Source organism: Streptomyces sp. NPDC058796, from assembly GCF_042745235.1.
In the GTDB taxonomy this organism is placed as follows: domain Bacteria; phylum Actinomycetota; class Actinomycetes; order Streptomycetales; family Streptomycetaceae; genus Streptomyces.
Genome location: NZ_JBHYOP010000021.1, coordinates 37215 through 49805, shown reverse-complemented (window position 1 = coordinate 49805; position 12591 = coordinate 37215). Strand labels below are relative to the sequence as shown.

The following is a 12591-nucleotide window of genomic DNA, read 5'->3' as shown; positions in this document are numbered from 1 at the left end:
GGGAGAGACGCGACGACATCCACGAAGCATTCCTCGGCCTCGCCGTCTGCCTGATCACCCACCGCCACGTCCAACGCCTTTGTTAGGACCTTTAAGCCTTGTCCGCGATGACCTGGTCGGGCCTGCACCGCGGCCGGCCCGGGCCGGTGCGGGGAACACGGATCCGTTCCAGCAGAGGACGTGCGCAGACACTCTCGTGGCGTTGGCCGGGCGTCACCAGGATCGCGAGCGGACGGCCCTTGCCGTCACAGGCGAGGGTGATGCCGCCCCCTTTTCGACCGGTGGCGGCGGCGTGCTGGTGGGCGCGGACGATGGTGGAATCGATCTGGACCAGCCAGTCGATTTCGCCGGCCGCGTCGGCGTGGGCCTGGATCTGCTGCAGGGCTTGGGTGAACACTCTGTCGAGGGCGTAACGGCGGAAGCGGGTGTACACGGTCTTCCACGGCCCATAGCGTTCCGGCAGGTCACGCCAGGAGACCCCGGTGCGGATCTTGTAGACCATCCCGTTGTGACCTGCCGGTCCTCCGCGCGAGGCCGCCCGGTCGCGGCCCGGGGTATCAGCGGAGCGAGTAACTCCCACTCCTGGTCAGTGCCACCTTCGGTGAATGGCGCCGCGAGGCCGGTTCCGGGTGCACCGGCTCTGCCGGTGCCGGCCGAGACATCCGTTTCCGGTCTCTGTCAAATGTCCCGGGGCAGCGGCCGGGGAGGGGGTAGACGGATGTCATGGACGGCACGCGACTGCGGCAGGACGAGCGGAGAGCACGGGAGGCCCGTGCCCGAGGGGCTATGCGTATCTGGCAGTGGGCCAGATGGGCGGCACTTCTCCTCGCGGTGAGCTGGTTGGTCAGTTGGGCCGTGCATCTCAGCTGGGGCGAACGTGGGTGGGACCTGTGGTGGCCCCTGGTCAGCACGGTCATCTGGACGGCATGGGCCGTGTACGGCTTCGTGACCTGTCGCCGTATCAGGACCACGACCCTGCCGGCCATCACGGGCCGGACGCCTGCCTGACCGACGGCGGTCGACGGGCCCTGTCGGACGACGGTCCGACAGGGCCCGTGGGCAGCCATCAGCCGAGGCCGAGGAGTCCGAACAGCAGCTGGAGAAGGCCGTACTGGTCGTTCTGCATGGCAGGCACCCCCTTTCGGGATCAGCGAAGGGTCGGGCTGTGACTCCTACCAGGAAGGCCGCACTTTGATGTTCGTCCACACGGGGGAAGACGACGGCCCCCGCCGCCCGAGTCCGCGAGAGCGGGCAGCGAGACATGAACCTGGCGGCGCTCACAGCGGCAGCCAAGAGGTGACGCGGACGGGCCTGGCCCATCAACAGCCATGTTCTGCCGTGGTGATGAGCTGGAATCGATGTTTTGTTCACGCGTTCTGGACCGGGGATCGAGCCCTGGGAGGGCAGCAGCCTCCGGCCCGGATGCAGAAATGGGCGGCCCGCCACCTCCTGGGCACTGGCCTCTGCGCGGCTGCGCCTTCACGCTCTTCTACATGGCCCTGTCCGATGAACAGGAGGCCGACGGCTTTCTGTTCGCTGTGCGCCCCCGCCGAGACCGCCAACGCGACCGTCTACCAGCGCATCGTGACCGCGTTCAACGATCACCCCGAGAAGGTGTTTCGCGTCCATGACCTGCACGAGCCCCTCGGCCTGCCCACCGACGAGCCCTCGATCAACGTCACCCGCCTCCGCCTGGGACGACTCGTCCGCCAGGAACTCCTCGAACAGCCCGGACGCGGCCGCTATCAGAAACGGACTTAACGCTCTCTGAGGTCGATGACTTCCACGACGGGGGCGAGGATGTTGTGTGGGTTGGGCTGGTGCGCTGCGGCGGCGTCCAGGCGGTCGTGTCCGCAGCTGTAGTCGCGGTCCTCGATGTCGACCACGGCGTTGTACAGGTTCGTTTCGATCTTCTTGTAGGTGGCCTCGGGGACGCTCTCGCAGGCGAAGACCCGCAATGCGTCTGCGTGGAAGAACGCCTCTCGCTGCCGGGCCAAGTCCCGGTTGGTCCGCTCATGCTCGCGAGCGTGGGCAAGGGTCTGGAGGCTGAGGCCGTACTTCTCGTTGTAGACGTCCAGGAGCTTTTGCACGTACACGGCCTCGTCAGCCCTCTGCTCTGCGGGCGCCGGATCGGCCTCTGGACGCGGCCTGAGCTGTTCCGGAAAGCGCCGCACGTGGTGCGGGGTCGTCGCGTGCAGCTCCAAGATGTTGTCGATGTCCGCGGCCTCGAACATCGAAAAGTCCGTCTACCGAGCGAGGTCCCCGACAGCCTGCCGGACGGGCGGGTCAAGATCGGTCCCGAGTTTGGAGTCCGCCTTGTCCCAGGCTTCGAGGAAGTCCTTCTTCAGTCTTGGAGGATGGAGGAGGAGCCGATCCAGGGTCTGGCCGATTATCGGTGCCACGAAGACGTACCGAGTAGGCAGCTCGTACCCGCGCAACACTTTCGCCGTGAAGATCTTGACCATCTCGGGCCACGCATCGCTCTGCGTCAGCGCCTTGCTGTAGTGCTTGCACTGGTAGCAGTGCCACTCCCCGGCAGTGCCTTGTCAGACAGGCCGCGACGTCCGCTCCTCGGTCTCCTGCCCCGCCCATTCTCTTCACCCGGAGATAGGGTCGCCCGTTCCATAGGTCGAATGCGCCCGGACCCATTCGACGGTGAAGTCCTCCCAGTCGTCGGCCTTGTAGACATGGGCCAGGACCGTCTCCACGCGGCCCAGCGCGTCGTAGGTGTAGGTCGATTCCCCGAGCGGCGCCGGCGGCTTCACCTTGATCAGGTTGCCGTGGTCGTCGTAGGTGAAGGAGGTGACCTTGCCGTTCCCGTCCTCCGCCGTGCAGCGCTGGCCCTCGAAACCGCCGCACGTCGGGGCGTCCTTGTTGTAGGTGTACTCGCGGGTCGCGCCCGCGCCCGTGGTGGTGACCGACAGGGTGTTGCCGTTGGTGTCGTACTTGAAGGTGTCCTTGCGGCCGTCTCGATGGACAAGAACGACACGTACCGCGCGCCGAAGCGCTCGCGCAGATTATGCGCCACGATGTCCAGTGAGCGCACCGGCGCGGCATCCTCCGCCGCCGCCAGCACAGCCGCCAGCCCGATCCGGTCCCGCACCTGCAGGGCTTCCACCATGTGAATGCTGCTTCCACCGACACGGCAGGCATCGCCACTACAACCCTCGCCTCACTCGCATGTGCGCCGGGTGGAGAGCCGATCGACCTCCTTTACCCCGGACGCGAGCCCTCATCCGTCTTCACAGCCCGCGGCCGTACGGATACATCACGCACTGCATGGCCCTGCCCCCGGCCGTCGCCTCGCAGCCAGCCCCGCTCTGCCGGCCCAGAACCATGCATCGGCCAGGGGACCGGGGTCGGTGCGGGAAGACAAGCCTGCCGACGAAAACGGGTGAGGCGGCTGCCCTGTCCGGGGCAGCCGCCCCACCCATGCAGCAGATCTCAAGGGGGTGCGGAAGGCTGTGACGGCGTCCAGGCCCCGGGGTGGTGAACGCGTGCTTCGTGGGCGAAAGCACGTGCCGCACCCGGCAGAGGTAACGAAGCCTGAAGTGATCGGACACCCTGGTGCACTCCCCTGGCGCATCCGCATGATGCTGCGCGGCCACTGCCGCCACCGCGCCCCATGCCAGCGGCTATGACGGGTGGCCGAACTGGGTCGTAAGGGCGTGATCAGGTGCCCGTACCGGTCAGTGAGCATTCCGTGTCGGGGCGGGCCTGCGGGTGAGCAGCGCGCCCAGCGCGATCATTCCCAGGCCGAGCACGAGGTGGAGCCAGTTGTCGGCGGTGTTGAGCGGGACGAAGTTCGCGGCGCTGTCGTGGTCGATGATCAGCCCGTACAGCCACAGGACCAGATAGATGACACCGCCGGCCAGGAGGTACAGCCGTGCTTGCGCAGCGGTGCGCGCCAGTGCCAGCCCGGCGACGCCGAAGGCCAGGTGCACGAGGTTGTGCAGGACGGACACCTGGAAGATGCCCAGTAGCTTGGCCTCGGAGTGGTGCGCGGCGAACTCCATGGTGTCGTAGTTCGTGGTGATGCCCGGAATGAAGCCGAGGACACCGACCAGAAGGAAGACCGCGCCCACGACCATCGCGGCCTGCTGTACCGGAGTTCGGGCTGTGCGGGCGGCACGTGCATGTGTGGACATGGCAACTCCCTGTTTCACTGTCGGAGGCAGGCCCCGGCGGTCCGCCTTTAGCCCTCCCTGAGTGCCCCCAGCCGTCGCAGACATGTCACGACAGCCGCCCAAGAGCGCGCAGGTGCAGGCGTTGACGCTGCCGGTCGCCTCCCCTGCGTACTGCGGGCCCTTACGACATCAGGTGCGTTGCGGAGCGTGCCCGCTCCCACATGCCGGGCATCTGCTCGCTCGGCCGCTGCTGTTCGCCGTGCAGAGCGTTCAGTGTGATCAGGCATCCGGTCAGGGCTGGCACCGCCCACTGCGCCAGGTGCAGCTGCCGCCGCGCCTTGTCCACGTCGATCGGGTGCTTGGCCGCCTTCTCGGCGTCATCGGGGTCGGTGGAGGAGGCCAGCTCGATCTTCTTGCCCAGGACGCGGGCCCAGGCGGTGGCCGCCAGAGCCGCGGCGGTGACGACGGTCTTGGCCGTGGTGGAGGCGGCCACGCCCTGCTGGGTGGCGACCCGGTGCGCGTTCACGGCGAGCAGTCCGCCGCCGCCGAAGAGGTGCGCGCCGATCGCGGCGGCGTTGGCCGGCGCCCACTTCGCCCAGCCCGATGAAGAGATCCGGTCCCGGGTCGCCTCGCTGCCACCTTCGTCCTCGGCCGCACCGTTGAGGCCGACCGCCCCCATCAGCGAGCCACCGAACCAGGCCGCCAGACCAAGATCGTGCAGACTGCGGATGGCGGTATTGCGTTCAGACATAGCGGAGCTCCTTCAGGGGCGCAGGCTTGGCCGACGTGGACAGTGCCTCCCACCCTTCCCAGCCTCCGCAGACCCCGCCACCACAGCAGTCCAGATGGGTGCAACCCAAGACGACGATCATTCAGTTCCGCTGTCACATCCACGGCGAGGACGGCTGCACCAGTTGCGGCGGCGCCCGCCAGCGCTGCCGGGCGCCGCCGGGACAGTCATTCAGGCGAAGGACCTCACGACGTCCGTGATGATCGCGCTCGTGCAGGCCCTCGTTGCACACGGCACCACGTGCGTGACCATCCGCCCCCGCGGATACGTGAGCGCCGGGAAACGTGACGTTTCTGCACGAGTGGCGCCTTGCCCACCTGCCGCCGGACACCAGGCCGCTGCCCTCGGTGACCTATGACCAGTTGCTCCGACGCCGTCGCGTCAGCAGCAGCGCCCACCGAGAGGAAGAAGCCCAGTGACCCTGCCCCGCCAGCGAGGCTTGACCGAGCAGGCCGTCGACGCCCCCATCGACACCGCCTGCCGCATGCTGCGGCTGCCGTCGATCCGCAACGAGTTCTCCGACATCGCCGACCGGGCGATCAAGGACCAGATGACCTACCGCGGCTTCCTCGCCGAACTGCTGATGGCCGAGTGCGACGACCGGGCCCGTCGCCGCTCGGAACGCAGGGTCAAGGCGGCCGGCTTCCCGCGGGAGAAGTCGCTGCGGACTTTCGACTTCGACGCCAACCCCAACATCGACCCGGCCACCATCCACACCCTCACCTCCTGCGAGTGGATCAGGAAAAGGGCAGCCGCTCTGCCTGATCGGCGACTCCGGCACCGGCAAGTCCCACATGCTCATCGCCCTGGGCACCGAGGCCGCCATGAAGGGCTACCGCGTCCGCTACACGCTGGCGACGAAGCTGGTCAACGGTGCATTGGTCGCAGTGCACCCAATGGCCCCCGGACGTAGACATCGAAGCCCGCAAAGCCCGCTCGGACGAGACGCCGCCTGGAAGCGGGATCTGGTTCGTCCGGTCCGAAACCACAACCATCCGCGACTTTGCCGATCTGAGATGAGAGGCCGATCTCAGTCAGCACGCGGTGTGTGCAGACACCTGCCTGACCGGCCAGCGAGGTCCCGGAGGAGGCACCGTCTACGGCTGGTGGCAAGGTTCTACCAGCCGCCTACTGGTGAAGAGGCAGTGTTCTGACCTTGCACTATTCGGTCCTTGAGCCGGTTCGTGATCATGAGAGCCGGATGCCGCCCGCGGAAGGTCGGCGGACTGCTTCATCGGCTGGCCGCGTTGCCAACAGACCCCCTAGCCACCTACGGGAGGTGACGTGCCCAAGGGCTCTGGCAGAGAAAGTGGCTGTGTGTGTGGTTGGCCGAGCAACGGACACGGGGCGGCCCAGAGCGAAGAAGCCCGAAGGCCACAGGCACACTGCAGGGAACCGCAGGGAGAAGTCCGATGTCACGGGCCGTCCGGGAAGAGCGCACCGTCCAGCAACGGCATCCTCCCGGACCAGAAGCAGGTCCTGCCCTGCCCCGGCTGCGGAGCCCAGTTCATCCGACCCGCGGTCAGCCCACGCAGTGCCTGTTCACCCCGCTGCCACGGCAGGAACGTTCGTGCGCAACAAGCCGAGCTGGCTCTCTACGAGAACCCGGACGCCATCGAAGACGACAGCACGGAACCAGGTGAGCCGACCGGGTTCGCCCCTACGATTCAGCATCTGCCTGGCGAGCTGTCGCCCAGTGCTCCTCGAACTCACTCCGGCTGATGGTGGCGCCCGGCACTCCGCGCGACTCGTTCGAGTCCGACCAGCCGCAGCACGCGCAGGGTGTGGCCGGGGACGGCCGCGAGTGCTACGTCGGCCTGGGCGGTGTGAGCGTGGTTGTGGGCGGCGATCGCGGCGGTGATACCGCTGGAGTCGCAGAACTCAAGGCCGGCCAAGTCCAGCACGAAGCGCTGGCCAGGCTTGAGGGTGAGTGCGGTGATCAGTGCACGCAGTTCGCCGGCGGTGGTGTAGTCGAGGTCGCCGCTCATCTCCAGGACAGGTCCGGTTGGAGCGTGACGGGTGCTGGTCTACAGCGGGTTCATGCGGTGGCTTCGGTCCGGGCGGTGAGAACGGGGACGCCGAGGGCGAGGAGGGCGGTGTCGTCGTCGAGGCCGTCACCGAGGTCGTCCAGTAGGCCGGTGAGTGCCTGGATCACGTCCTGGGCGGGGCGGCCGGCGTAGGCGGTAGCGAATTCGAGCAGAGCCTCTTCTCCGTAGAGGGCGGTGCGGTCATCGCCGGTACGGGCCTCGGTCAGGCCGTCGGTGTAGAGCAGCAGCGTGTCCCCGGGTTCCAGCACGGTCGTGGCGGCAGTGAAGGTTGCGGCGGGCAGGACGCCGACGAGGAGGCCGCCGGGAGTAGGGAGGTATTCAGTCTTCCCGTTGCCGCGCAGGACAAGGGCCGGAGGGTGGCCGCCGGAGGCGAGACGGACGGTGACCCGCCCCGTGGCGGGGTCGGGGTCCAGGGTGCCGTAGATCGTGGTGCAGTAGCGCGGGTCACCGCCGGTGTAGCGCTCATGGAGCACCTTGTTGAGAGTCTGAAGGGCGGAGACGGGATCGGGGTCGTGCACGGCGGCGGCGCGCAGGGTGTAGCGGGTCAGTGAGGTGACCGCGGCGGCTTGAGGCCCTTTGCCGCACACGTCGCCGAGAAAGAAGGCGCAGCGATCGGCGTCGAGGGGAAAGACGTCGTAGAAGTCGCCGCCGAGCCGGTCCGGGGAGGCAGTGCGGTAGTGGGCAGCCGCCTCCAGTCCCGGCATCGACGGCAGGGTGGCGGGCAGCAGCGACTGCTGCAGCACGGCCAGTGCGTCCTGCAGCCGGACGCGGTCCGCCTCCGCCTCCTTGCGCGCCTCCTCGGCCGCTTTGCGGGCTCTCAGGAGTTCCTGCTCGTAGGCGCGGCGGTCGCGGGCGTCGAAGACGGTGGTGCGGATCAGCTGGGGTTCTCCGCTCCTGCCGTGTTTGACAACGGAGGAGACCAGGACCGGCATGCGCCCGCCGCCGGCCTGTTTGATCTCCAGGGCGATGCCGCTGATCTCGCCCTGCATCCGCAGCAGTGGCGCGAAGTGTGTCTCGTGGTAGAGCTTGCCGCCCACGGTCAGCAGGTCGGTGAACCGCATCCGGCCCACCACAGCCTCACCCTCCAGACCGATCCAGTCCAGCAACGTGGTGTTGATCTTGGCGATGGTGCCGTCCATCAACGTGGACAGGTATCCGCAGGGCGCGCTCTCGTAGAGTTCCTCGACGCTGTCCTCCAGCAGCGAGGCGAACGCCGAGGCTGGTCCTTCCTCGCTGTTCTCGTTGTCTGCGTCGTGTGGGCCGGACTCCTGCCCGGTGCGGCACATCACCGCAGGCGCGCCAGGAAGTCGGTGATCGCTTCGTTGGTGGCCTCGGGCGCGGAAAGGTGTGGGCAGTGCCCGGTCGCCTCGAGTGTCACCAGTTTCGAGCCGGGGATCGCCTGGTGGACGAAGGCGCCGACCTCACGTGGGGCGATGACGTCCTGGGTGCAGTCCAGGATCAGCGTCGGCACCGCCACCGCCTTCAGGTCGTCCCGCGAGTCCGACAGGAACGTGGTCCGGGCGAAGACGCGGGCCATGTCCGGGTCGGTGGCGCAGAAGCTGTTCTTCAGTTCCTCACCGAGTTCGGGCCTGTCCGCGTTGCCCATGATCACCGGAGCCATGGCCGCCGACCATCCCAGGTAGTTCGACTCCAGAGAGGTCAGGAGTTCGGCGATGTCCTCGGCGCTGAATCCGCCCCGGTAGCCGTCGTCATCGATGTACCGCGGGGACGGAGCGACCATCACCAGCGCCCCGAAACGCTCCGGCGCCATACCAGCCGCCAGCACGCCGATCATCGCGCTGACCGAATGCCCCACAAACACCGCATTCCGCAGATCGAGCGCCTCACAAACCTCGACCACATCCTTCGCGTAACCGTCCAGCGAGGCATAGCGGTCCTCCGAAAACGCGGACAGGTCCGAGCGGCCCGCACCGACGTAATCGAACAGCACCACCCGGTAGTCATCGACCAGGGCGGGCACGGTCAGACGCCACATGTTCTGGTCACAGCCGAACCCATGAGCCAGCACCACCGCCCGCCCCGTCGGATTACCGGTGACCGTGACATTGTTCCTGCGTTCGATATCCATCCCCCCACTCTCTCAGGCTCTGTCCACTCCCCGGCACGGCCACGAGCAACCTGCCCGCACACCGCCATCCGGGACGGCATCTCTGCCGACCTCGAAGCGGTCGAGGAACTCGGGCAGACCCCGCACCCGCTCGACCTGATCCTCATCGAGTCCGGCGGAGACGATCTCACCTCGACCTTCTCCCGCGGCCCCGTCGACACCCAGGTCTTCGTCATCGACGTGGCCAGCGGCGACGACATCCCCGCACGGGCGGCCCCCGGCATCACCACCGCCGACCGCCTCGTCGTCAACAAGACCGACCTGGCCCCCTATGCCGGCGTCGACCCGGACACCATGGGTCCGACATCCGCGAGCAGCGCAAGGACCTGCCGTACGCCTTCACCAGCCTCACCTCGCCCGACGGCGTCCAGCCGGTCGCCGACTGGGTCACCGGCTGCCTTGCCGCCTGGCACGCCGAACGATGAAGGGCAGCTCGGGCAGCCCCAGGACGGGTGCGACGAAAACGTTGGCTTCCTCCCACGTGGTCGCCCACACCAGCTCGAAGGGGAGCGCGTTCAATGCCTGGCCGTGAGCCGGGTTGAGCCATACCCGCAGCGGTTCCACCGGCTTGCTCGGCAACCCCCACTCAGCCAGCCGACGCCGCCGGCGGCCTCCCAGCAAGGCGCACAAGCCGGTGCGTCCGATAACCCTCCGGCCGTCGATGCGGCTTCGCGGCATACGGATCCAATGGCCCGTCCACATCCACCAACAGCACTGGGCGCACCAGCCCACCCCTTCCCCCATTCTGCATCGCACGGTACCGCTCGCCCCCCAGGTCGGCCTCCGTGCGGACGAGGGGCTGGTGACCGACTTCGCCCAGGACGAGAACCGTGCGCCGTCGGCGCCCGGGAAGTCTCCGACTGCATAGACGCCGCAGAGCCGGGCACGAGGACGTCGTCGCACAGTACCTGCGACAGGTAGACGCCCATCAGGACAAGCCGGTCCTCGGACGCCTCTCCAGGACCCCCCGTGCGCCTTCGCAGTGGCGAGCGGAGAGACCGGCCGAAGAAGAAAACGAAGGTGGCAACCCGACATGCTCATACTCGGCGTCATTCTGCTTCTCATCGGCATACTGGTCGGCGTTCCGATCCTGACCACCATCGGCGGCATCCTCCTTGTCGTCGGCGCCGTCCTGTGGATCCTCGGCGCCACTGGCCGGGCCGTCGGCGGACGAAAGCATTACTTCTGACCTGCTGTCTCCATGCCTGCACATGGGCGTGGGGCCCATCGCGCAACCCGTCGCGATGGGCCCCACGTGAGCGTTGCCTCGGAGATCATCCACGCTGCCGTTACCTGCGCCGACACACCTGCAGGCCGTTCCCTGTGGGCCTTCGCTTCTCGTCAAGAGTTGCTGGGGGCTCTTGGCGTGCCTGAGCATGTAGGGCACGCCCCACGGCCTCCATCCGCCGTCGTTGCCGACGCATGGACAGAGGATTGATCAGCATCAAGCCTCCCACAAGAAGGCTGAAGCAGGCGTACCCGTAGTTGTGGGCGAACAGCTGGGCCACCGCGTTCGCGAGCCACAGCAGCGCCGCAGCTCCCAGGAGCCACCACACCCTGCGACGGCTCTGCACGCTCAGCACGCGGCGCTGTCGCGTCGCGATGCCGATCGCGGCCGGCCGCTCGGCGGGGTCTTTCGGCAACTTTCCACGCTGGATCTGGCGGCCGACCCGCATGTATCGACTCGCGCTCAGCCCGAACCTCGCCGCCCGGCGACGAGTCCACCACCAAGCCCCGGCAGTCGCCACCATCGCCAGCACGAACACGACGGCGGCGAAGGACCGTCCTGCGGCGACGTCCAGTTCCTCTTCTCCTGCGACAGCTCCCGCCATGAAATCCGACAGCGCCGCCACCAGCAGTACGGCGAAGAGGCTCCCCGCCGCAGCCACACGCGCCTTACCGACCGACCCGCTCATGCCCACCCTCCCTTGCCCCGTCCCTGTGATCGACCGACTAGCCTCGATACCTCTCGGCACCCGCAGCACGGGCGCATGGGCGCGAAACCAGCCGGTGCGGGACGTTCGGAGCCCGGCCGGTGATCGCCGACGCGAGGCCGTCTGCCCGAGGTGGCCGTGCGAAGGTTCAGGTACGCGGGCTGCCACCGAGCACGGGCCTTGCCCACGACCTCCGATGCGAGGTCCCCGACGGCATCCCCGTCGAGACGGTCTGCCAGGGCCAGAAACCCCGGAAAACGTACGGCCGCGCAGTCCGGGCAGGCGGCCCACCCGCCCGCAGCCGGGTGCTGAGCGTGATCATGGACGAGCGGCGCGCCTGCCGACCGCGCCTTCCTTCAGCCGTGCCTCTCGTCGGCGGCACGGTCGCATGCGCGGGACTGACGAGCGGCAGGCCGGGTCACTTCTTGACCGCGACACCGCAGACGGAGACGTCGACCATGCCCTCCTCGGGCTGGTCGGCGTCCGGTCGCCAGGTGACCGTGGGCACGACCCCCGGCTCCACCAGCTCCAGCCCGGTGAAGAAGGACGCGATCTGCTGAGGCGACCGCAGGCGGTAGGTATTGGCCGACTGCGCGTTGTAGGCCCCGACCGCCGTGTTGAGCGCCTCGTTGGTGTTCGTGCCGTCGCTCAGGGCCAGGTAGCTGCCCGAGGGCAGGGCCGACATCAGCGTGCTCACCAGCTCGGCGGGGCGTTCGGCGTCGGAGACCTGCCCGACGATGCCCAGCATGGTCAGGGCGACCGGGCGGCCGAAATCCAGGGTTCTGGCGGCCTCGGCCAGGATGTGTCGCGGGTCCCGGACGTCGGCGTCGACGTAGGCGCAGGCGCCCTCGGAGGTGCTGGTGAGCAGGGCCTGCGCGTGCACCAGGACGAGGGGGTCGTTGTCGACGTACACGACGCGGCTCTCCGGCGCGACGCGCTGGGCCAGTTCGTGCGTGTTGTCGGCGGTGGGCAGGCCGGTGCCGATGTCGAGGAACTGGCGCACACCGGCCTCGCCGGCGAGGAAGCGCACGGCGCGCCCCAGGAACCGCCGCTGCTGCCGCGCGACGGCGGCGAACTCCGGGAAAGTTTTGAGGATCATCTCACCCGCCTCGCTGTCGACGGGGTAGTTGTCCTTGCCTTCGAGCAGGTAGTTCCAGACACGGGCGGAGTGAGGGCGATCGGTCTGCAGCCTGGCCCTGACGTCTTCACGTGGGTGAGTCACAGGGAAAGCTTCACACAGAGGCGCGGCTCCGTAGTGACTTAGCGGAAATCGGAGTCGGCTTCCCGGACTGTGGATGCCGGCGGGGCCACGACGGCCCGGCCGGTCGGGCACGACGGCGGCATCGCCGAGGATGTCCGAACGGTGTGGTCCCGGGGAGCGGCGCCATGACCACCGCCGATCAGTGGCCGCGCCGCGGGGCGGCGCAGGAGGCCAAGGGCGACGGCAGGCCGTACGGCCACAAGGGCCGGGTCGCCGACGCCCGGCCCGGCGACCTGCGAGCGGGCGTGCGGTGTTCCGGGCGATCAGCACAGAAGCTTGTAACCGGGCCGGCCGGGCCGACGC

Annotated in this window: 12 protein-coding genes and 4 pseudogenes; 4 read left to right on the top strand and 12 right to left on the bottom strand. The window is 68.2% G+C overall.

The features are described from left to right. Window positions 1-91: 91 nt before the first annotated feature. Window positions 92-502, bottom strand: a complete 411-nt coding sequence (locus ACFW47_RS33785) for an IS5 family transposase (RefSeq protein WP_386308127.1) — start codon at window positions 500-502, stop codon at window positions 92-94. Window positions 503-1506: 1004 nt separating this feature from the next. Between ACFW47_RS33785 and ACFW47_RS33780 the strand changes: the two genes are divergently transcribed. Then, complete coding sequence (locus ACFW47_RS33780; protein WP_386288045.1) at window positions 1507-1761, top strand: hypothetical protein; 255 nt, start codon at window positions 1507-1509, stop codon at window positions 1759-1761. Here the strand turns inward: ACFW47_RS33780 and ACFW47_RS33775 are convergent. The 5 genes and pseudogenes from ACFW47_RS33775 to ACFW47_RS33755 all read right to left on the bottom strand — a co-directional run bounded on the left by ACFW47_RS33775 (window position 1758) and on the right by ACFW47_RS33755 (window position 4878). Beyond that, window positions 1758-2234 (bottom strand): ABC-three component system protein, encoded by a 477-nt coding sequence (locus tag ACFW47_RS33775; protein WP_386288046.1) that lies wholly within the window; start codon window positions 2232-2234, stop codon window positions 1758-1760. The genes ACFW47_RS33780 and ACFW47_RS33775 overlap by 4 nt on opposite strands. A gap of 363 nt (window positions 2235-2597) precedes the next feature. After that, window positions 2598-2765 carry a hypothetical protein gene (locus ACFW47_RS33770; protein ID WP_386288049.1) on the bottom strand — a complete coding sequence of 56 codons (168 nt, stop codon included), beginning with the start codon at window positions 2763-2765 and terminating at the stop codon, window positions 2598-2600. A gap of 6 nt (window positions 2766-2771) precedes the next feature. Continuing rightward, window positions 2772-2924, bottom strand: a pseudogene (locus ACFW47_RS33765) (hypothetical protein); the annotation flags it as partial. A 765-nt stretch (window positions 2925-3689) separates the two neighbouring features. Next, window positions 3690-4148, bottom strand: a complete 459-nt coding sequence (locus ACFW47_RS33760; RefSeq protein ID WP_386288051.1) for a DUF4383 domain-containing protein — start codon at window positions 4146-4148, stop codon at window positions 3690-3692. A gap of 160 nt (window positions 4149-4308) precedes the next feature. Continuing rightward, window positions 4309-4878, bottom strand: coding sequence for a hypothetical protein (locus ACFW47_RS33755; protein ID WP_386288053.1), 570 nt, complete (start codon window positions 4876-4878; stop codon window positions 4309-4311). 454 nt (window positions 4879-5332) lie between these two features. On the opposite strand from ACFW47_RS33755, the pseudogene ACFW47_RS33750 reads away from it, so the two are divergent. Further along, window positions 5333-5789: pseudogene (locus ACFW47_RS33750) on the top strand (ATP-binding protein); the annotation flags it as partial. 837 nt (window positions 5790-6626) lie between these two features. Here the strand turns inward: ACFW47_RS33750 and ACFW47_RS33745 are convergent. From ACFW47_RS33745 to ACFW47_RS33735, 3 genes are read right to left on the bottom strand one after another with little or no spacing between them, the layout of a single operon-like run. After that, window positions 6627-6905 carry an STAS domain-containing protein gene (locus ACFW47_RS33745; protein ID WP_386308126.1) on the bottom strand — a complete coding sequence of 93 codons (279 nt, stop codon included), beginning with the start codon at window positions 6903-6905 and terminating at the stop codon, window positions 6627-6629. 50 nt (window positions 6906-6955) lie between these two features. Next, window positions 6956-8251 carry a PP2C family protein-serine/threonine phosphatase gene (locus tag ACFW47_RS33740; RefSeq protein WP_386308125.1) on the bottom strand — a complete coding sequence of 432 codons (1296 nt, stop codon included), beginning with the start codon at window positions 8249-8251 and terminating at the stop codon, window positions 6956-6958. Further along, on the bottom strand, window positions 8251-9054 hold the full coding sequence (locus tag ACFW47_RS33735; RefSeq protein ID WP_386308124.1) for an alpha/beta fold hydrolase: 804 nt from the start codon (window positions 9052-9054) through the stop codon (window positions 8251-8253). Before ACFW47_RS33735 ends, ACFW47_RS33740 begins: the two co-directional genes overlap by 1 nt. Window positions 9055-9063: 9 nt before the next feature. Between ACFW47_RS33735 and ACFW47_RS33730 the strand changes: the two are divergent. Then, window positions 9064-9518: pseudogene (locus ACFW47_RS33730) on the top strand (GTP-binding protein); the annotation flags it as partial. Here ACFW47_RS33730 and ACFW47_RS33725 read toward each other — a convergent pair. Then, a pseudogene (locus tag ACFW47_RS33725) lies at window positions 9514-9820 on the bottom strand (hypothetical protein); the annotation flags it as partial. The pseudogenes ACFW47_RS33730 and ACFW47_RS33725 sit on opposite strands and share 5 nt — an antisense overlap. A gap of 306 nt (window positions 9821-10126) precedes the next feature. On the opposite strand from ACFW47_RS33725, the gene ACFW47_RS33720 reads away from it, so the two are divergent. Beyond that, window positions 10127-10282 (top strand): hypothetical protein, encoded by a 156-nt coding sequence (locus ACFW47_RS33720; RefSeq protein ID WP_386288066.1) that lies wholly within the window; start codon window positions 10127-10129, stop codon window positions 10280-10282. Between the two features lie 100 nt (window positions 10283-10382). Here ACFW47_RS33720 and ACFW47_RS33715 read toward each other — a convergent pair whose 3' ends face one another. Next, window positions 10383-11009: a hypothetical protein gene (locus ACFW47_RS33715; protein WP_386308123.1), complete on the bottom strand. Its 627-nt coding sequence runs from the start codon at window positions 11007-11009 to the stop codon at window positions 10383-10385. Window positions 11010-11445: 436 nt separating this feature from the next. Next, the gene (locus tag ACFW47_RS33710) at window positions 11446-12249 is read right to left on the bottom strand and encodes an SAM-dependent methyltransferase (RefSeq protein ID WP_386288070.1); all 804 of its coding nucleotides are present in this window, start codon (window positions 12247-12249) and stop codon (window positions 11446-11448) included. Window positions 12250-12591 lie beyond the last annotated feature (342 nt).